The following is a 19,334-nucleotide window of genomic DNA, read 5'->3' on the forward strand; positions in this document are numbered from 1 at the left end:
ACGCCGCCGGTCATGAAGAACACGAACGAGGTGACGAGGTAGAGGACGCCGATCAGCTTGGGGTCGGTGGTCCGGAAGATCCCGAGGAGCGCAGCGCCTTTCCGGCCCCGCGCGGCGGCGCCGGCGCGGACGCGGATCGGGGCCGGCTGTACCTGGGGGTCACGACCTCCAGAAGGTTTCACCGCGGTCATGGCTGGGCTCCCACCGCTGGACTCGCCCTCGCCCGTCCCATGGTTCTCGCGTTGCCCGGGATCGGCAACTCCGCGGCGGGTGACCGGGAACAAACCGGTCACCCGCCGCGTTCGGTCACTTGGAGAGGGTCTCCAGTTCGGCCAGCGCGGCGGCCAGCCGGAAGTACTTGCTGTTCGCCAGGTCGCGCACGGTCTTGATGTTGAACGCGGCGGCCAGCTTCTCGGCGTCGCCCTCGCTGACACCCGAGATGGCGGCGACGGGCGAGTCCAGGATCTCGGTGACGCCGAGGTCCTCGTACGCCTTGTCGAGCTGCTTCGCGAGGTCTACGGAAACGGCCACTGTTTCGTGCTCCTTCGTCGGTGGGGACTGACGGGGGGAACCTTAGACGGTTGCGTCCCGGCCGGGCGTGGCGGTAGCCTCGGTGCACCGCTCGTGGTTGCGGACTCTTCCCCCACTGAGCCTCTTCTTTCCTTCTTCTTCCCACAGTCCTCGCGCGACTGTGCATTCACCTAAAGGATTTCCCATGTCTGTCAACGGAATACTCGACATCGTCGGGGACCGCGCGTTCGTGCGTGCCGACGGCTACCTGTCCGGTCCGGGGGACACGTCCGTCCCCATGGGACTGGTGCGCGCCAACGACCTGCGGCGCGGCGACACGGTCACCGGTGAGGTCCGGTCCGGCAAGCTCGCCACGGTCGAGAGCGTGAACGGGCAGCGACCGCGGTACGCACGTCCCGCGTTCGCCGACCTGACTCCCTTGTACCCCAACGAAAGACTCCGGTTGGAGACGGAGCCGCACGCGCTCACCGCGCGGGTGAGCGACCTCGTCATGCCGGTCGGCAAGGGGCAGCGCGCGTTGATCGTCGCGCCGCCGAAGGCGGGCAAGACCACGGTGCTGCAGGCGATCGCGCACGGCATCGCCAAGAACCACCCGGAATGCCACCTGATGATGGTGCTCGTCGGCGAACGTCCGGAGGAGGTCACCGACCTCGCCCGCGGCGTACCCGCGGAGGTGGCGGCGGCGACGTTCGACCTGCCGCCGCGCGAGCACACCGCACTGGCCGAACTCGCCATCGAACGAGCGAAACGGCTCGTCGAACACGGCCGCGACGTGGTCGTGCTGCTGGACTCCCTCACCCGGCTCGGCCGCGCGTACAACCTGGCGGCCCCCGCGACCGGCCGCATCCTGTCCGGCGGCATCGACGCCACCGCACTGACCCCGCCGAAGCGCTTCCTGGGCGCGGGCCGCAACATCGAGGGCGGCGGCTCCCTGACGATCTTCGCGACGGCCCTGGTCGAGACCGGTTCGGCGGGCGACTCGCTGATCTTCGAGGAGTTCAAGGGCACGAGCAACGCCGAACTGCGCCTGGACCGCCGCATCGCGGAACGCCGCGTGTTCCCCGCCGTCGACGTGCGCCAGTCCGGCACCCGCAAGGAGGAGCTGCTCCTCAGCCCATCCGAACTGGCCGCGACCCGCACACTCCGCCATGCCCTGAACACCCGCGACCCCGCCCAGGCCATAGACCTAATCCTGGACAACCTCCGCAAAACCCCAACAAACCCCCACTTCCTAACCACCCTCCCCCGCCGCTAACCCCGCGAGTCACGCGCAGGAACACCGCGAGTCGCGCGCCCAGACACCGCGAGTCGCGCGCCAAAACACCGCGAGTCGCGCGCTCGGGCATACCGAGTTCCCGGTTTCGTGCAGATCCTGGCCCGCATCAGGTCGCCGGAGGTGCACGAAACCGACAACTCACCCTGCGCGAGAGCGCGACTCGCCGTGTTCCTGCGCGCGACTCGCGGTGTTCCTGAGCGCGACTCGCTGTGTTCCTGAGCACGACTCGCGGTGTTCGCGCGCGCGACTCGCTGTGTTCCTGCGCGTGACTCGCGGTGAACCAGGGTGGGGTGGGGTTCGTTTATGTGGGTATGGCGCGGTTGTGGGTTGGGGTGGTTGCTGGTCTCGGGTTCTTGGTGGGGTGTGCTCAGGCGGAGCCGCCGCCTGAGCGGGTTTACACCGTCGAGGAGCTTGCCGAGACGATCGGGTGTGAGCCTCGGTTCCAGGGGAAGACCAGCGACTTCCGGCAGGCGGCGTGTTCGACCGACGCGACCCGGTACATGCTGCTCGACTTCACCACCGAGGAGAAGAAGCAGGCCTGGCTCGACATGGCGCTGCTGTACGGCGCCACGTACCTCGTCGGCGAGAAATGGGCCCTCACCAGCATCGAGGTCGCCGACATGGAGCGGCTGCGCGGGGAGATCGGGGGGACGCTCCAGGGCGACCCCACCATGCGCCACTAGCACGGCGCGCCCGGACAGCCCGGGCGCGCCGCGACTGCCCTACTGCGTTACGACCAGCACGGCCGCGGGGCGGCCCATGCCCTCGTCGTCGTCACCATCGTCGTCGTCCTCCTCGCTGTCGTTGCACGCGGCCAGCAGCGGCAGCGCGGCCAGCGCGCCGATGACCGCCAGCATGCGGAGCGAACGGCGAGTGGGGTCGTGCGCCATCGGGAAAATCCCTTCGGTTGGCGGTATGTCCGGTTCCCGTTGTACCGCACATCGCATGGGCCTGCTTGTCACGACTTCCGGGCGACGCCCGCGAAGGACAGCTCGTTCATCTCCGGGTCGTCGGAGATGTCGCCCGCACCGCCGGGGCGCCACGTGCCCGTCGGCACGAGGCCCGGTTCCACCAGCGCGAAGTCACCGAACAACGTCGAGATCTCCGTGCGGGTGCGGGGGAACACCTGCCCGGCGCCCCGGCTCTCCCGCACGACACCGGCCACGGCGTGGATCTTGTCGCCCTGGATGTCGTCGGTCATGTGCGTGAGCGCGAGGTAGCTGCCGGGCGCCAGCGCCGACCGGTACCGCGAGACCAGCGTCGCCGGGTCGGCGTCGTCCGGGATCCAGTGCAGTACCAGCAGGAACAGCAGGCCGACGGGCTGGTCGAAGTCGATCAGCGAACGGGTGACCGGGTGGGTCAGGATGCCCTCCGGTTCGCGCATGTCCGCCTCGACCATGCCGGCACGGTCGTTGCCCGTCAGCATCAACTCGCTGTGCGCGACGGCGATCGGGTCCTTGTCGACGTACACGACACGGCAGTCGGGGTGTTCCTGCTGCGCGATCTCGTGCACGTTGCCGACCGTCGGGATGCCGGAACCGATGTCGAGGAACTGGCGGATGCCCTCGCCGATCATGAACCGGACCGCGCGGGCGAGGAACGCGCGGTTGAGCCTGGCGGCGGCCCTGATGCCGGGCACGGCGCGTTCGACCTGGTCGGCCATGGCGCGGTCGGCCTCGAAGTTGTGGCTGCCGCCGAGCAGGTAGTCGTAGGTCCGGGCCCCACTCGGCGCGGACGTGTCGATGATCCCCGGAACCCAGTCCTGCTGTGTCACGCCACACCTCGTTTTCGAGAAAGTCCACGAAATCCTCGGATCCCACCCGTTCGGGTGCTGTCCGAGACCGTTGGGGGCCCCTTACTGTAATCCGTCTCGCGAGGCGAGGAGATGCGGATGTCCGTTCCGGTGGCACCCGGGCGCTGGCCTGTGCTCGGCCACACTCCCGCCCTGCTGCGTCGCAGATTCGGCTTCACAGAAGGTCTTCACACCTATGGGGACGTCGTGCGCGTGCACCTCGGCACGCTCCCGATGTACTTCGTGACCACCCCGGAGCTGACGCACCGCGTGCTCGTCACCGACTCGGCGAGTTTCGGAAAAGGTGCCATGTTCGACAAGTTCCGGCCATTCGTCGGTGACGGCCTCGTGAATTCCGGTGGCGCCTTTCACCTGCGACAACGCAGATTGGTTCAGCCCGCGTTCCACCACGAGCGCATCGCGCGTTACACCGGGAAAATGGAAACCGCCGTTGCCCGGCTGAGCGGGTCGTGGCGGCCGGGGGAACGGCGCGAGATCAACGAGGACATGCAGGCGCTCGCCGTGACCATCGTCGGCGAGGCGCTGTTCGGCACCGAGTTCGGCCGCACCGCCATCGAGGAGGCCCGCCGCTCCATCCCGGTCGTGATCCGGCACGGCATGGTCCGTGCCCTGTCCCCCGCGTTCGTCGGCCCGCTGCTGGTCCGCGGCAACCGCCAGTTCGACCGCGCGGTGCGCCGCATGCGCGCGGTGGTCGGCACGGTCATCGCCGACTGGCGCGCCACCGGTGTCGACCGGGGCGACCTGCTGTCCATGCTGCTCGCGGCCCGCGACTCCGACGGCGAGCCGATGACCGACCAGCAGGTCTACGACGAGGTCGTCACGCTCCTGTCCGCGGGCATCGAGACCAGCGCGCTGGCGCTGGCCTGGCTGTTCCACGAGATCTCCCGGCACGCGGACGTCGAGCGGCGTGTGCACGAGGAGATCGACCAGGTGCTGTCCGGCCGCCCGGTCACCGCCGACGACGTGCCCAAACTGACCTACCTCCAGCAGGTGATCAACGAGACCCTGCGGATGTACCCCATCTGGATCCTGATGCGCCGCACGCTGCGGCCGGTGCGGCTCGGCGGCGTCGGCCTCCCCGCGGGCACCGAGGTCACCATCAGCCCGCACGCGCTGCACCACGACCCCCACACGTTCCGGGACCCGCACCGCTTCGACCCGGACCGGTGGGCGCCGGAACGGGTCAAGGACATCCCGCGCGGCGCGTTCATCCCGTTCGGCGCAGGCAACCGCATGTGTGTGGGCAACGCCTTCGCCATGACCGAGATGGCCGTGACGGTGGCGACGATCGCGAGCCGCTGGCGGCTCGCACCCGTCCCCGACCGGCCCCTGCGGGTCAAGTACACCTCCACCGCCTATCCCGCACGGCTGTCGATGACGGTCGTCCCTCGCTGAAAGGTCCCCGTTGTTCGCCCGACCCCCACGGCGGTTCGCCATGGCGCTCGCCGCCGCCGCTTCCGCGCTCGTCCTGTCCGCCCCCACGGCGCAGGCGGCCCAGCCGACCTGCACCGACGAGCGGTACCCGGTCACGATCGCCGGCCTCGCACAGACCATGGCCGCCACGCTCTGCGTCCCGGCCGGTGGCGCGTCCGCCGTGCAGGTGCTCGTCCCGGGCGGGTTCTACAACCGCGGCTACTGGGACATCCCCGTCGACCCGGCACGGCACTCGTTCCGCCGCGCCATGAACGACGCGGGCTACGCGACGCTGGCCGTCGACCGGCTCGGGACCGGCGACAGCTCGGTGCCGAGCAGCGCCCTGCTGACCGCGATCACGCAGGCGGCGGCCGTGCACCAGGTGGTCGGGGAGCTGCGGGAACGGTTCGGCACGGTGTTCCTCGGCGGCCACTCGCTCGGCTCGGCCATCTCGATCATCGAGGCGGCCACGTACCGTGACGTGGACGGGGTGCTGGTCACCGGAATGGGTCACCACCTCAACACGCTCGGCCTCGCGCCGATCGCCGCCACGTTCGTGCCCGCGGTGCTGGACCCCGCGTTCGCCGACCGCACGCTCGACCTCGGCTACCTCACCACCATGCCCGGCACGCGCTGGCGGTCGCTGCACGCGCCGGGCCCCTACGACGCGGCGATCGACGCGCTCGACGAGGCGACCAAGGACGTCGTCGCGCCGACCGAACTGGTCGACGCCGCCCTGCTCGGCACCGTCACCCCGTTCACCGCGCGGGTCGACGTCCCCGTCCTGACCGTCATGGCGGGCAGCGACCCGACCTTCTGCGGACTGCTCGCCACCGACTGCTCGTCGTCGGCGGCGCTGCTGCGGGCGGAGGCCCCGTTCTACGGCCCCGCCGCGCAGCTGCGGGCCTACGTCCTACCGGGCTACGGCCACGCGCTCAACTACGCCCCGAACGCTCCGGACCTGCATGATGTGGTGGTGCGATGGGCCGATCGGATGATCCCCCGATGACGACGCCCCTGCCGAACGGCCCGGGCGACCCGGTACCGAGATCGCCTGCGGACCGGGAGAAGGCGCGCGTCAAGGTCGCCAGGAAGTGGGCGTACCTGATCAGCACGACGGCGTACGTGCCCCTGAAGCACACCGACATCGAGGCGCCGCTGTTGGAGATGGTCCACGACCTGTTCACGGCGCTGGCCGCCGAGCCGCTCGGTCTCGAGGAGGCGGAGCGGGTCGGTGCCCGCCTGGTGGCGCTGAACTGCGTCGACAAGTCGAGCCTGCAGTGCACGGTGGACGTCCTGGCGGGGCCGCTGCTGTCCGACGAGGACGTGCGGCACCTGCCGCCGGAGCGGGTGGTCCGGCTGATCGGCGCGGTGTCCGCGGGCTTCACCGAGGCCGTCCGGCGCCGCACGACCGACCAACAGGAGGCGATGTGCCGCGCGCTGATGGAGGTCGCCACGAAGGCGATGCGCGCGGCGGAGAAACGGCAGACGGACTTCGGCGACACGTCGACCGAGCTGACGCTGCTGCGGCGCCAGCTGAGCCACCAGCTGCTGCACGACGCGCTGACGGGCCTGCCGAACCGGCAGTTCTTCGGCACCCGGCTGGAGGAGGTGCTCGGTTCCGGCGGCCCGACCACGCTGTACCGCGTCGAGCTGAACGGGTTCTCCGTGTTCAACGAGGGTCTGGGCAGCCCGAACACGGACACGCTGATGACGGCGATCGCGGTGCGGCTGCGGAACGCGCTGTCCGGCGAGGGCCTGATGGTGGCCCGGTTCGACCGGGCCGGTTTCATGGTCCTGCAGGAGCACGGCGAGGGGAGCGCGCGGCCGGCCGACGTGGTCGCGACGATCATGGCCGCCATCACGGAGACCACGCGGGTCGCGGGGGTCGGGCTCGCGACGACCGCCAGCGTCGGCGTGGTGCAGAGCCCGCCGCACCGGGCCGACCCGGTGGAGTTCATGCAGGCCGCGGACATCGCGCTGCGGCACGCGAAGGAGGAAGGCCCCGGCCGGTGGCGGCTGCTCACCCCGGACGAGGACGCGCACGACCGCAGGCTGCTGCGGTTCGCGGCGACCCTGCCGGGCGCGCTGGAGAGCGGGCAGCTCGCGGTCGGGTACCGGCTGCGGGTGGCGCTCGCCGACCGGCAGCCCGTGGCCGTCGACGCGTTCCCGCGCTGGCAGGAAGCCGGGTTGTCCGAGCAGCGGTGCGTCGAGCTGGTGGAGGCGACGGGACTCAGCCCGAAGCTCGGTCAGTGGGTGCTGCGGGACGCGTGCGACCGGCTCGCGGGCGCGGCGCTGCCGCTGTCGGTGCACCTGTCCGGCAACCAGTCGGCCGCGCCGGACCTCGTCGACTCGGTGCTCGGCGTCCTCGACGAGTCCGCGATGCCCGCCGACCGGCTGCGGGTGGCGATGCCCGCGCAGGAGGTGTTCGACGGGCGGGCACGGAGCATGGACAACCTGTCGTCGCTCGCTGCGGCCGGGGTCGGCATGGCGGTCCACGACTTCAGCGGTGCCGCGTCGGACGTCGTGCGGCTGGCCGGGTTGCCGCTGCGTGCGGTGGCGCTGACGGCACGGCTGGTGTCGCAGGCGCGGGGCGCGCCGAAGAAGTCGTTGGTGGCCAAGGCCTTGACCGGTCTCGCGACGATGGTGCACGAGGCGGGCGCCGAGGTCGCGGTCGACGACATCCGCAGCAAGCAGGAGGCGGACTGGTGGCGCGGCGTGGGCGCCGACACGGCGACGGGCCCGCTGTTCCCGGACCCCGACCCGAAGGCCCTGTTCCCGGACTGACCTGGAAGACGTTTTCAGTGCCGGTTGGCGGATCCAGGGTCAACGTCCCGAAAGCGTCTTTCAGGGCACTCAGCAGCGGTCGCGGGGGCGGAGGCCCTCGGTCGTGGTGACGCGGTCGCGGTAGGTGCGGATGGCGAACTCGGCGAACCTGGACACGTCCGTGGCCGTCGACACCAGGCCGAACGACACGCGGACCGCGCCCGCCGACGGCAGGCCGATCAGGTCGAGGTACTCGTCGAGTGAGTCGGTCCGCGCGTGTCGCAGCGGCTTCAGCGTGCTCACGTCCAGCCCGAACGCGTCCTCGCCGACGCCCGGGTTGCAGAAGCAGCCGGTGCGCAACGAGATCCCCGCCGCGGCCGACTCCGCGGCGACGAGACGTTCGTCGACCACCTTGCCCGTCGCGTCGAGGAAGTTGAACGCGACCGTGCCGCCGCGGGAGTCGAGCGTGGTCGGCCCGTACACGCGGGTCATCGGGCTGCCGTCGCTGTGCGTGAGCCGGGCCAGGCACGACAGGCACCAGCCCGTCAGGCACGCCACCCTGGTGCCGACCAGCGGCACCCCGATGTCCGCCAACCAGTCCAGTCCGAAGTGGACGTCCGGGATGGACAGGAAGTTGAGGGTGCCGTCCTCGAACGCGCTCTCGTCGGATGCCATGGTGTGCCACGGCATCCCGACGCTGACCGCCTGGATCGTGCCGCCGGAGAACCACGGCCGCCGCAGCCGCGCGAGCGCGTCCCGCCTGGCGACCAGGCAGCCGACGCCGGTCGGGTACCCGAACAGCTTGTACCAGCTCACGAGCACGAACTCCGGCCGCACCGCCGACAGGTCCAGGACCCCCGTCGGCAGGTAGGCGGCCGCGTCGAGCAGCACGTCGTAGCCCCGGTCCTGCGCGAGGTGGATCCAGGAGAGCGGGTGGCGGACGCCGCTGAAGTTGCTCTGCGCCGGGTAGGCGAACAGGCCGCGTCCCGTGCCGAGCGCCGTGGTCAGCACGTCGGTGTCCACGCGCAGCTCGGGCGCCCTCGTCGGTACGTACACGGTGCGGGCGTGGCCGTGCCGGGCGAACTCGCGCAGCCCGTTGACCGAGTTGTGGTTGTCGACCGTGAGCACCAGCCGGGTGCGACGGCCGAACGGGTACGCCTCCCCGACCAGCCGCGCCGCCCCGGTCGCGTTCGGCGTGAACACCGCGGCGTACTCGTCGGGCGAGGCGTTGAAGTGCGCCAGCACTCTGGCCCTCGCCTGCTCGACCAGTACCGTGGCGGCCTCGCTGGTCGGGTTCACCGAGTGCGGGTTGCCGAACAGCCGGTGCGCAAGGCGGTCCGCATGCGCGCGGTGCTGCGCGCGGGCGGCCAGCCCGGCGCCGGTGTAGTCGAGGTACACGTGCCCCTGCTCGTCGAGGTAGCCGTACTCGGTGCGGCGGAGCTCGTCGAGGCGGGTCGTCGTGGCGTACTCCGGGTACTCGGCGAGGATCGCGGTCATCGCGCTCGCCCCGCCTTGCGCCGCAGCACGAGCAACGTGAGCGCGGCGAACAGCACCGCGAACCCGGCCAGCAGCGACCAGTGTGTCCACAGTGGATGATCGAAGCTGTCCTCGTAGGACGCGAGCAGCGGACGGCCGAGCGGGGACGCGCCGTCCCGCCAGAGCTCCGGCAGCCCCGCGGTGTGACCGAGTGCCTCGAACGCCCACCGGTTGCTCATCGCGTAGCTGAACCACCGCCCGACGTCGGCCATCACCGGCACCGGCAGGAACGCGCCGACGAACAGCACCTGCGGGAAGCACAGCATCGGCAACGTCAGCGCGGCCTGCGACGGGTTGTGCACCGCCGACGCGGCCAGCAGGCCCAGGGTGAGCGCGGCGAGCGAGGCCAGCGCGACCGTGCCGAACAACGCCAGGTGCCCCGACCACGCGAGGTCGGGCAGGCGGTCGGTGACCGCGAGCAACCCGAGCAGCAACGCGTCCACCAGGCACAGCAACGGGAGCAGTGCGGCCACTTTGGACAGCAGGTACGGACTCAGCCGCAGCCCGGCACGGCGTTCGCGGCGCAGGATCGCGAACTCGTCGCAGATCTGCGACAGGCCGTAGGTGAGACCGAAGAAGAACCCGCCGAACGCGATCCAGAACAGGATCATCACGGTCGTGTTCGGCGACGGTGCCGAGGCGTCGAACGCGCCGGGCCGGAACAGCATGAGGAACATCAACGCGATCATGATCGGCGAGCCGACGAGGATGGCGAGCGTGATCCGGTTGCGTGCCAACAGCTCCACGGCCCGCGCGGTCAGCAGCGCCCACTGCCGGACCGCCGGGACGCGTCGCCTCGGCGGCGCCGCGGCGGGCGGCTCGAACACGACCGGCGACGGCGACCACTCGACGTCGCCGGTCATCAGCCGGTGGTAGATCTGCTCGGCGGTGCCCTCGCCGACCGGTGGGCCCGCGTAGGTGACCTTTCCGTCCGCCAGCACGATGACCTGGTCGGTCAACGCGATGTCGGGCGGGCTGTGGGTGGTGTAGACGACCGTGCGGCCCGCGTCGGCCAGCAGCCGCAGGTGGCGGACCAGGTCCTTGGCGGTCATCGGGTCGAGGCCGCTGGTTGGCTCGTCGAGGAACAGCACGTCCGGCCGACCGAGCAGTTCGACGGCGATGCTCGCCCGCTTGCGCTCGCCGCCGCTGAGCGTGGCGACCGTCGCGTCCTCGCGGCCGGTCAGCCCGAGCGTCGCCAGCACCGGCGCGACGTCCGGCGCCTCGCCACGCAACCGGGCCGCGTACGACAGCGTGCGCCGCAGCGGGAGATGCGTGTGCACGATGTCGTCCTGCGGCACGTACCCGACCTCGGCGGGGTGCGTGACCTGCCCGGACGACGGCGCCCGCACGCCGGCCAGCAGTTCCAGCAGCGTGGTCTTGCCCGCGCCGCTCGCCCCGATGATCGCGACGAGCCTGCCCGCGCCGACCTCCACGGTGACGGGTTCGAGTGCGAAACTCCCCGCGGTCCACGACGCCGCCAGCGCCTGGACGCAGGGCACGGTCCGTGTGACAGCCATGCCGCCTCCCCAGCGATCACTTCCCAGTGTGCCGCAAGGATCAGCGCAACGCGATGCTGTGGCCTCCGTTGACCTGGATGGTCTGGCCCGTCAGGAAAGCCGCGTCCGCCGAGGCGAGGAACGCCACCGTGCCGGCCACGTCCGTCGGCGCGCCGAGCCTGCGCAGCGGCACGTCCCCGGTGTACTCGGCCAGTTCGGCCGGGGTCGCGTCCGTGTGCCGCTCCACCGGCACCCACCCGGGCGCGACCACGTTCACGGTGATGCCGAACGGCCCCAGCTCCCGTGCCCACACCCGGGTGAGCGCGCCCAGCGCGGCCTTCGCCGCCGTGTACGCCGACCACCCCGGCAGCGCCCGGTCGACCATGTCCGAACCGATGTGCACGATCCGGCCGCCGCCCGCCTTCTTCATGCCCGGCACCACGGCCTGCGCGAGCAGCGTGGGGCTCTTGACGAAGAACTCCAGCTGGTCCAGGTGTGTCCGCCAGTCCAGGTCCGCGAACTCCACGACCGGCTGCGGCCCGGTCGCGTTCGCCACCAGGCAGCCGACCGGGCCGAGTTGCTCGGTCACCTCGCTGACGAGCCGGGTGACGTCGGCCTCGTCGGTGACGTCACCCGGTGCGGCGACCGCTTTCCCGCCCGCGGCACGGATGCCGGCCACCACGTCGTCGGGCGGGCGCAGGTCGTTGACGGCCACCGCCCAGCCGCGCGCGGCGAGGGTGCGGGCGATCGCCGCACCCAGGCCGCGCCCGGCACCGGTGACCAGGGCGGTACCGGTCATTCCTCGACCGGCGCCGCGAACTGCGCCGAGTACAGGCGGTGGTAGGCGCCGCGCTGTTCCAGCAGCTGCTCGTGGTTGCCCTGCTCGACGATCCGGCCGTGCTCCATCACGAGGATGAGGTCGGCGTCGCGGATCGTGGACAGCCGGTGGGCGATCACGAAGCTGGTCCGCGACGACCGCAGCGCCGCCATCGCGTGCTGCACCAACGACTCCGTGCGGGTGTCGACGGAGCTGGTCGCCTCGTCGAGGATCAGCAGCGACGGGCTCGCGAGGAACGCACGCGCGATCGTCAGCAGCTGCTTCTCACCGGCGGAGACGTTCGAGGCCTCCTCGTCGATCACCGTGTCGTAGCCGTCCGGCAGGGTGCGCACGAACCGGTCGACGTAGGTCGCCTGCGCGGCCGCGATGACCTCCTCCTCGGTCGCGCCCGGCTTGCCGTAGGCGATGTTGTCGCGGATCGTGCCGCCGAACAGCCACGTGTCCTGCAGCACCATGCCGATCTGCGAACGCAGGTCCTCCCGCTTCAACGCCGTGATGTCCACGCCGTCGAGCGTGATCCGCCCGGCGTCCAGCTCGTAGAACCGCAGGACCAGGTTCACCAGCGTGGTCTTGCCCGCGCCGGTCGGCCCCACGATCGCCACCGTCTGACCGGGTTCCGCCACCAGCGACAGGTTCTCGATCAGCGGCTGCTCGGCCCGGTAGGAGAACGACACGTCCTCGAACTCGACGCGGCCACGCCGCTGCGCGGGCAGGGACGCGTCCTGGGGATCGGGCTCCTGCTCCTGCGCGTCCAGCAGCTCGAACACCCGCTCCGCGGACGCGACCCCGGACTGCATGAGGTTCGCCATCGACGCCACCTGCGTCAGCGGCTGCGTGAACTGCCGCGAGTACTGGATGAACGCGGTGACCTCGCCGAGCGTCATGGTCCCGGACGTGATCCGCAGACCGCCGACGACCGCGATGACGACGTAGGACAGGTTCGACAGGAACATCATCGACGGCATGATCAGGCCGGACACGAACTGCGCGCCTGAGGAGGCCTCGTACAGGTCCTGGTTGCGCTTGCGGAAGTCCGCCTCCGACTCCTTCTGCCTGCCGAAGACCTTCACCAGCTGGTGGCCGGTGAACGACTCCTCGATGTGCGCGTTGAGCGCGCCGGTGTGCTTCCACTGCGCGACGAACAGCTTCTGCGCCCGCTTGCCGATCCGCCCGGTGATCACGACCGACACCGGGATGACCGCGAGCGCGATCAGCGCCAGCAGCGGCGAGATCGTGAACATCATGACGAGCACGCCGACGACCGTCAGCAGGGACGTGAGCAGTTGGCTCAGCGTCTGCTGCAGCGTGGTCGAGATGTTGTCGATGTCGTTGGTGACGCGGGAGAGCAGCTCGCCGCGGGGCTGGCCGTCGAAGTACCGCAGCGGCAGCCGGTGCAGCTTCGCCTCGACCTCCTCGCGCAGGTCGTAGACCACCCGCTGCACCACCGAGTTCAACAGCCTGCCCTGCAGCCAGCCGAAGATCGACGACGTCAGGTACAGGCCGAGCACCCACTGCAGCACGGTCGCGAGCGCGGAGAAGTCGATCCCCGCGCCGGGCACGCCCCGGTACCGCGCGAGGACGCCGTCGAAGATGATGTCCGTGGCGTGGCCGAGGATCTTGGGGCCCGCGACCGCGAACCCGACGCTGATCACGCCGAGCACCACGACGAGCACGAGGTTGGTGCGTTCCGGCCGCATGCGGGCGACGAGCCGTCTCGCGGAGGTCTTGAAGTCGTCGGCCTTGCTGACGGGGCCCTGCATGCCGGGGAAGCCCCCGCCGCCGGGACGTCCCGCCACCGGCCTGCGGGTTGCGGTCGGGGTGCTCATGCGGCCTGCTCCGGGGTCAGCTGGGACTCGACGATTTCCAGGTAGGTCGGGCAGTCCGCCATCAGCTCGCGGTGCGTGCCGACGCCGACGACCGCACCGTTCTCGAGCACGACGATCTGGTCGGCGTCGAGGATGGTGGACACCCGCTGCGCGACCACGATGACCGCGGACCGCTCGGTGTGCGGCCGCAGCGCGGCACGCAAGGCGGCGTCGGTGGACAGGTCGAGCGCGGAGAACGCGTCGTCGAACAGGTAGATCTCCGGTCGGCGCACCAGCGCGCGGGCGATCGAGAGGCGCTGCCGCTGCCCGCCGGACACGTTGGTGCCGCCCTGCGCGATGGCCGACTCGAGGCCGCCCATCTCCTCGACGAAGTCGCGGGCCTGCGCGATGTCGAGGGCCTGCCACAGCTCGTCGTCGGTGGCGTCGGACTTGCCGTACCGCAGGTTGGACGCGACGGTGCCGGTGAACAGGTAGGCCTGTTGCGGCACGAGCCCGATGCGGCCGCGCAGCACGTCCGGGTCGAGGTCGCGGACGTCGACGCCGTTGACGAACAGCGTCCCGCCGGTGACGTCGATCAGCCGCGGGACGAGCGACAGCAGCGTGGTCTTGCCCGAGCCGGTGCTGCCGATGATGGCGGTGGTCCTGCCCGCTTCGGCGCGGATGGAGATGTCGCGCAGGACGGGGTCCGCCGCACCGGGGTACCGGAACTCGACGTCCCGGAACTCGACCTCGGCCCGTGCGGGCAGCTCGGTCACGGGCGCGTCGGGGGCCGTGACGGACGACTCCGTGCCCAGCACCTCCTGGATCCGCTCGGCGCAGACGGCCGCGCGGGGGATCATCATCGAGATGAAGGTGGCCATCATGACCGACATCAGGATCATCAGCAGGTAGGACAGGAACGCGGTCAGCGCGCCGACCTGCATCTCGCCGTCGTCGACGCGGTGCGCGCCGAACCACAGCACGGCCACGCTGGAGACGTTGAGGATCAGCATCACGGTCGGGAAGATCATCGCCTGGAGCCGCCCGACCCGCAGGGCGGTGTCGGTCAGCTGCCGGTTGGCGTCGCCGAAGCGCTCGGTCTCGGCCTTCTCCCGCACGAACGCGCGTACCACGCGGATGCCGGACAGCTGTTCGCGCAGCACCCGGTTGACCTGGTCGATCCGGTCCTGCATCAGGCGGAACTGCGGCACCATCCGCGACACGATCAGCCCGACGGAGATCGCGAGGGCGGGCACGCACACCAGCAGCAGCCACGACAGCCCGACGTCCTCCTGCAACGCCATGATCACCCCGGCCACGCACATGATCGGCGCGGCGACGAACATCGTGCAGAACATGACCACGAGCAGCTGGACCTGCTGGACGTCGTTGGTGGTCCGGGTGATCAGCGACGGCGCCCCGAACGTGGCCACCTCGCGCGCCGAGAAGGCGCCGACCCGGTGGAAGATGCCCGACCGGACGTCCCGCCCGAACGCCATGGCGACCCGCGCCCCGTACCAGACGGCCCCGATGGAGCAGAGGATCTGCACCAGCGTGACGGCGAGCATCCACCCGCCGGTCTCGACGATGTAGCCGGTGTCCCCGAGCGCGACACCGAAGTCGATGATGTCGGCGTTCAGGCTGGGCAGGTAGAGCGAGGCGACCGTGCCGATCAGCTGCAGTACGAGGACGGCGGTGAGCTCGCGGCGATAGGGCCGCAGGTAGGTCACCAACAATCGGTTCAGCAAGGCTTCCCCCCTGGGAAGAAACGGGGCGTGTCTAACATGACGGAAGGTAGACCAGAGCAGTAGGAAACGCAACGTATCTTAAGGCGGTCGGGTGACCGAGACCAGGACACGCAGGCGAGGCGAACGGCTCGAACAGGCCATCCTCGATGCGGCGTGGGCGGAGCTGGCCGAGGTGGGCTACACGGCTCTCACGATAGAGGCGGTGGCAAAACGGGCAGGTACCAGCAAACCCGTCATTTATCGCAGATGGCCGAGCCGCGCGCACCTCGTTATCGCCGCATGGGCCCGACAACAACCGATTCGTCCGGTCATCCCCGACACGGGTTCGCTACGGGCTGATCTGGTCTGGCTCTTCACCCGCGTCGCCGATCGCACGGCGGGCATGATGACGGAGACCATCGCCGGCGTGATGGCGGAGGCGTTCAAGCAACCCGAGGTGCAGACGCTGTTGAAGGAACGCATGGACTCGACGCCGTTGACGAGCGGGATCCGGACGATCGTCGACAACGCCGTCCAGCGGGGCGAGCTGCGTCCGGTGACGGTGCCGAAGATGGCGGCCAGGCTGCCGCTGGACATGATCCGCAGCGAGGCGATCGTCTGCGGCACCCCGGTCTCGGACGACACCATCGCCGCGATGGTGGACGACGTGTACCTACCGCTGCTGAAGGGCTTGGCGGACGACTGACCCCCGAGCGTGCCACCCGGCGCGATCCAGGCTGGCGGCCACCACCGACAGTCAGCCGCCGGTTATCCACAGGCCGCCAACATCAGCAGCGCCAACCCGAACGGCCCGCCGGTCCCGGTGCAGACGTCCGCCATGACCGTCAACCCGGCCGCCGCCAGCATCGCGGACAGGCCCTCCGCCGAGTACTTCCGCGACAGCGCGACCCGAATGGTGTCGTCCGGCGCGAACCGGACCGACGACCGGTTCGCGAGCCCGATCAGCACGTCCCGGCCGGTCCGGTTCCGGTAGGCCGCCTTCACCACCAGCGCACGCCCGTCCTCGACGTCCCCCAGCAGCTCCACCGAATCCTGGTCCACGACGAGATCGGTGTGCGCCCGCAGCCCGGCGGCGACGAACTCCCCGAAAGCGGCGCTGTGCTCGTACTCCCCGACGGCGTCGACGACCAGGCCGGCGTCGAGGCTCGTCGTCGCCTCGACCTCGAGCAGCAGCCGGTCCCCGGGCCGCAGCAAGGACGCGAACCGTCGCAGCAACGCCGTGTCGTCGTCGACGTGCGCGAGCGTGTTGCCCAGCAACGAGAACAGCACCGGCGTCGACCCGAACAGCTCGTCGAGCAGCCTGCGCAGCGCGGCCGCGTTCTCCGCCAGCGAGAAGTCCCACGGCAACGACAGCACGCGGTCCGTCGGCAGGTCCAGCCGACCGATCAGCCCGCGGACCGCGAGGTGCAGCAGCTCCTCGCCCGCGTCGACCGGCAGGTAGCACAGGTCGGGGTTGGCCAGCGAGAGGTCCTCGAGCAGCACCCCGTCCTTGCGCCCGTCGCCCGGCCCGAAGCTGACGAGGTGGCAAGCCTGTGCGGGCATCCCCGTGCGCACCGCCTGCCACCGCCTCGGGAACGACTCGATGCTCTGCCTCGGCGCCCCGCACAGAGGATCGCGGCACACCATCGTCCACGCCACGGCCGGGTCGACACCCGTGTACGCGTGTCCGCAGCCGATGCGCTTGCCGTTGCCCGCGTCGTCGTAGCCCCGGCTCAGGTCGCTGACCAGGCGCATGAACCGCGCCGTGCGGTCGTCCGGTCCCAGTTCCAGCCACGCGGGCCCGTCCGGTTCCACTCTCGTTCTCAGGACCGGCGGCGGTATCGCGGCGCGCGCGATCGACTCAACTGCCATCGCAGGACTCCCCTTCCGCGGATGGTCTTCGCACTTCAGAAGGGTTCTGATTCTGCATCTGCACGTGCAGATGCACAAGGCAAACAAGTTGCGAGAACAACACGAAAGGCGCTTTCGAAACAGCTCGCTGTTTCGAAAGCGCCTTTCCGGTCAGAAATGATCAGTGCACGGCGATGGGGCGCAGATTCTCGTCGTGTTCGTCGACGTGGTAGTCCTCGCCGGTCGTGTCGTCACTGCCGTTGGACGTGTTCGTGCGACGGATGACCAGCGTGACGATGACCGCGACCAGCAGGTTCGCGATCAGCGCGACGAACCCGACGTAGATCTGGAGCATCGAGCCCTCGAACGGCTGCCACCCGAAGATGTTCAGCTTGTCCAGGGCCAGCGCCGACCCACCGAAGTGCAGACGGCCGCTCGCCGGGTTCGGGATCTGGTACAGCAGCACCATTCCCCAGATCATGCCGACCGCCCAGCCCGCGATGAGCGCCCAGCGGTGCAACCACTTCGTGTACAGGGCGATCGCGACCGCGGGCAGTGTCTGCAGGATGATCACGCCACCGATCAGCTGGAGGTCGATCGCGTACTGCGGGTCGATCACCACGATGAACAGGATGGCGCCGAACTTGACCACCAGCGACGCGAGCTTCGCCTGCTTGGCCTCGTCCTTCGGGGTCGCGCCCTTGCGGATGTACTCCTTGTAGACGTTGCGGGTCCACAGGTTCGCCGCCGCGATGGACATGATCGCGGCGGGCACCAGCGCGCCGATGCCGATCGCGGCGAACGCGATGCCCGCGAACCACGACGGGAACTGCGTGTTGAACAGCTCGGGGATGATCGTGTTGCTGTCCGGGCGGCCGGTCGCGTTGTTGGTGATCGGCGTGACACCCGCCGCGATCGCGACGAACCCGAGCAGCGCCAGCAGACCGAGCAGCAGCGAGTACGCGGGCAGTGCGGACATGTTGCGCTTCAGCACGTCCCGCCCACGCGACGCGAGGACACCGGTCACCGAGTGCGGGTACAGGAACAGCGCCATGGCCGAGCCGAGCGCGAGCGTCGCGTACTGCAGCTGGTTGTTGCCGTTCAGCAGCACACCGTCGGCGGGCGCCGGTGTCTCGCTGAACTTCTGGTCGGCCGCCGAGAAGATCGAGTCCCAGCCGCCGAGCTTGGACGGCAGGTAGATGACCGCCACCAGGATGACGACGTAGATCAGGATGTCCTTGACGAACGCGATCAGCGCGGGCGCCCGCAGGCCGGACTGGTAGGTGTAGAGCGCCAGGATGACGAACGCGATCAGCAGCGGCAGGTGCCCGAGGAACCCGGCGCCGTTGAAGCCCATCGACCGCAGCACGGCCTCCAGGCCGACGAGCTGCAGCGCGATGTAGGGCATGGTGGCGACGATGCCGGTGATCGCGACGATCAGCGCCAGCAGCGACGAGCCGTAGCGGCCGCGCACGAAGTCCGCCGGGGTGACGTACCCGCGTGCCCGCGACACCGACCACAGCCGCAGCACCGGCAGGAACACCAGCGGGTAGGCGATGATCGTGTACGGGAGGGCGAAGAAGCCCATCGCGCCCGCGCCGAACAGCAGCGCGGGGACGGCGACGAACGTGTACGCCGTGTAGAGGTCACCGCCGACGAGGAACCAGGTGATCCACGACCCGAACTTGCGGCCGCCGAGGCCCCACTCGTCGAGGTGGTCCAGCGTCGCCGCCGCGCGCCACCGGGACGCGACGAACCCGAGGACGGTGACGAGCCCGAACAACAGGACGAAGATGATCAGCTCTGTCCACTGCATTACTCGGCGCTCCCCTCGTCGAGCCGGTCGACGTCCGCGGGCTCACCGGGGGCCGGGCGAACGGGTGTCTTCCTCGTCATCCGGTACACGACGATCGTGGCCAGCACACCGACGAGGATCACCGCGAACTGGAACCAGTAGAAGAACGGCATCCCGAACAGTTCCGGCGACGTGCGGTTGTAGATCGGGGTGAAGAGGACGATGAAGGGGAGCAGCAGCAACAGGTTCCACGGGTTGAACACCAACCCCGTGGTCCGGCCGCCTGGCTTGTCGGACGACATAAGGCCCTACCTCGTTGTTTGGCGTGACCGACGACAGTGCGGCATACGATAGATCCGATGATCACGACGGGCCAGCATGCGTGTCCGCAGTGTTATACGAGGTGGTCGGGGCTGACGGCGTCCTGCCCGCCCCCAAGCCGGGCAGGACGCCGCCCCTCCCCTTCGGCCGCGCACTTCGCGCCCTG

Annotated in this window: 17 protein-coding genes and 1 pseudogene; 6 read left to right on the forward strand and 12 right to left on the reverse strand. The window is 70.1% G+C overall.

All coding sequences use genetic code 11. The features are described from left to right. On the reverse strand, nt 1-191 hold a 191-nt coding region (locus ACIBVP_RS43905), incomplete at its 3' end, for a hypothetical protein (RefSeq protein WP_396112504.1). 115 nt (nt 192-306) lie between these two features. After that, complete coding sequence (locus ACIBVP_RS43910; RefSeq protein ID WP_396112505.1) at nt 307-531, reverse strand: hypothetical protein; 225 nt, start codon at nt 529-531, stop codon at nt 307-309. Between the two features lie 184 nt (nt 532-715). On the opposite strand from ACIBVP_RS43910, the pseudogene ACIBVP_RS43915 reads away from it, so the two are divergent. Together ACIBVP_RS43915 and ACIBVP_RS43920 are read left to right on the forward strand one after the other, a co-directional pair. Further along, a pseudogene (locus ACIBVP_RS43915) lies at nt 716-1,786 on the forward strand (transcription termination factor Rho, short form); the annotation flags it as partial. A gap of 374 nt (nt 1,787-2,160) precedes the next feature. Beyond that, nucleotides 2,161-2,490 carry a hypothetical protein gene (locus ACIBVP_RS43920; protein ID WP_396112506.1) on the forward strand — a complete coding sequence of 110 codons (330 nt, stop codon included), beginning with the start codon at nt 2,161-2,163 and terminating at the stop codon, nt 2,488-2,490. 39 nt (nt 2,491-2,529) lie between these two features. On the opposite strand, the gene ACIBVP_RS43925 is transcribed toward ACIBVP_RS43920, so the two are convergent. Continuing rightward, complete coding sequence (locus ACIBVP_RS43925) at nt 2,530-2,697, reverse strand: hypothetical protein (protein WP_396112507.1); 168 nt, start codon at nt 2,695-2,697, stop codon at nt 2,530-2,532. A gap of 68 nt (nt 2,698-2,765) precedes the next feature. Next, nucleotides 2,766-3,581: an SAM-dependent methyltransferase gene (locus ACIBVP_RS43930; protein ID WP_396112508.1), complete on the reverse strand. Its 816-nt coding sequence runs from the start codon at nt 3,579-3,581 to the stop codon at nt 2,766-2,768. Between the two features lie 117 nt (nt 3,582-3,698). On the opposite strand from ACIBVP_RS43930, the gene ACIBVP_RS43935 reads away from it, so the two are divergent. The 3 genes from ACIBVP_RS43935 to ACIBVP_RS43945 are packed head-to-tail and all read left to right on the forward strand — an operon-like array spanning nt 3,699 to nt 7,820. After that, complete coding sequence (locus ACIBVP_RS43935; RefSeq protein WP_396112509.1) at nt 3,699-5,015, forward strand: cytochrome P450; 1,317 nt, start codon at nt 3,699-3,701, stop codon at nt 5,013-5,015. 10 nt (nt 5,016-5,025) lie between these two features. Next, nucleotides 5,026-6,042: an alpha/beta hydrolase gene (locus ACIBVP_RS43940; RefSeq protein WP_396112510.1), complete on the forward strand. Its 1,017-nt coding sequence runs from the start codon at nt 5,026-5,028 to the stop codon at nt 6,040-6,042. Further along, nucleotides 6,039-7,820: an EAL domain-containing protein gene (locus ACIBVP_RS43945; RefSeq protein ID WP_396112511.1), complete on the forward strand. Its 1,782-nt coding sequence runs from the start codon at nt 6,039-6,041 to the stop codon at nt 7,818-7,820. Before ACIBVP_RS43940 ends, ACIBVP_RS43945 begins: the two co-directional genes overlap by 4 nt. 69 nt (nt 7,821-7,889) lie before the next feature. Here ACIBVP_RS43945 and ACIBVP_RS43950 read toward each other — a convergent pair whose 3' ends face one another. From ACIBVP_RS43950 to ACIBVP_RS43970, 5 genes are read right to left on the reverse strand one after another with little or no spacing between them, the layout of a single operon-like run. After that, a complete protein-coding gene (locus ACIBVP_RS43950) occupies nt 7,890-9,296 on the reverse strand; it encodes an aminotransferase class V-fold PLP-dependent enzyme (protein ID WP_396112512.1) in 1,407 nt (468 codons plus the stop codon). Continuing rightward, nucleotides 9,293-10,852: an ATP-binding cassette domain-containing protein gene (locus ACIBVP_RS43955; protein ID WP_396112513.1), complete on the reverse strand. Its 1,560-nt coding sequence runs from the start codon at nt 10,850-10,852 to the stop codon at nt 9,293-9,295. The genes ACIBVP_RS43950 and ACIBVP_RS43955 overlap by 4 nt, the downstream gene beginning before the upstream one ends. 40 nt (nt 10,853-10,892) lie before the next feature. Continuing rightward, nucleotides 10,893-11,630 (reverse strand): SDR family NAD(P)-dependent oxidoreductase, encoded by a 738-nt coding sequence (locus ACIBVP_RS43960; RefSeq protein ID WP_396112514.1) that lies wholly within the window; start codon nt 11,628-11,630, stop codon nt 10,893-10,895. Beyond that, entirely contained in the window at nt 11,627-13,495 is a 1,869-nt protein-coding gene (locus tag ACIBVP_RS43965) for an ABC transporter ATP-binding protein (protein ID WP_396112515.1), read from the reverse strand. The genes ACIBVP_RS43960 and ACIBVP_RS43965 overlap by 4 nt, the downstream gene beginning before the upstream one ends. Further along, on the reverse strand, nt 13,492-15,222 hold the full coding sequence (locus ACIBVP_RS43970; protein WP_396112516.1) for an ABC transporter ATP-binding protein: 1,731 nt from the start codon (nt 15,220-15,222) through the stop codon (nt 13,492-13,494). The genes ACIBVP_RS43965 and ACIBVP_RS43970 overlap by 4 nt, the downstream gene beginning before the upstream one ends. A 91-nt stretch (nt 15,223-15,313) precedes the next feature. Between ACIBVP_RS43970 and ACIBVP_RS43975 the strand changes: the two genes are divergently transcribed. Then, a complete protein-coding gene (locus tag ACIBVP_RS43975) occupies nt 15,314-15,907 on the forward strand; it encodes a TetR/AcrR family transcriptional regulator (protein ID WP_396112517.1) in 594 nt (197 codons plus the stop codon). A 62-nt stretch (nt 15,908-15,969) separates the two neighbouring features. On the opposite strand, the gene ACIBVP_RS43980 is transcribed toward ACIBVP_RS43975, so the two are convergent. The 3 genes from ACIBVP_RS43980 to ACIBVP_RS43990 form a co-directional block, all read right to left on the reverse strand. Next, entirely contained in the window at nt 15,970-17,073 is a 1,104-nt protein-coding gene (locus tag ACIBVP_RS43980; RefSeq protein WP_396112518.1) for an L-histidine N(alpha)-methyltransferase, read from the reverse strand. Between the two features lie 160 nt (nt 17,074-17,233). Continuing rightward, the gene (mctP, locus tag ACIBVP_RS43985) at nt 17,234-18,868 is read right to left on the reverse strand and encodes a monocarboxylate uptake permease MctP (RefSeq protein WP_396112519.1); all 1,635 of its coding nucleotides are present in this window, start codon (nt 18,866-18,868) and stop codon (nt 17,234-17,236) included. Continuing rightward, on the reverse strand, nt 18,868-19,149 hold the full coding sequence (locus ACIBVP_RS43990; protein ID WP_396112520.1) for a DUF3311 domain-containing protein: 282 nt from the start codon (nt 19,147-19,149) through the stop codon (nt 18,868-18,870). Before ACIBVP_RS43990 ends, mctP begins: the two co-directional genes overlap by 1 nt. Between the last annotated feature and the right edge of the window lie 185 nt (nt 19,150-19,334).

The sequence above is a fragment of the Actinophytocola sp. NPDC049390 genome, from assembly GCF_044466355.1.
Taxonomy (GTDB): Bacteria; Actinomycetota; Actinomycetes; order Mycobacteriales; family Pseudonocardiaceae; genus Actinophytocola.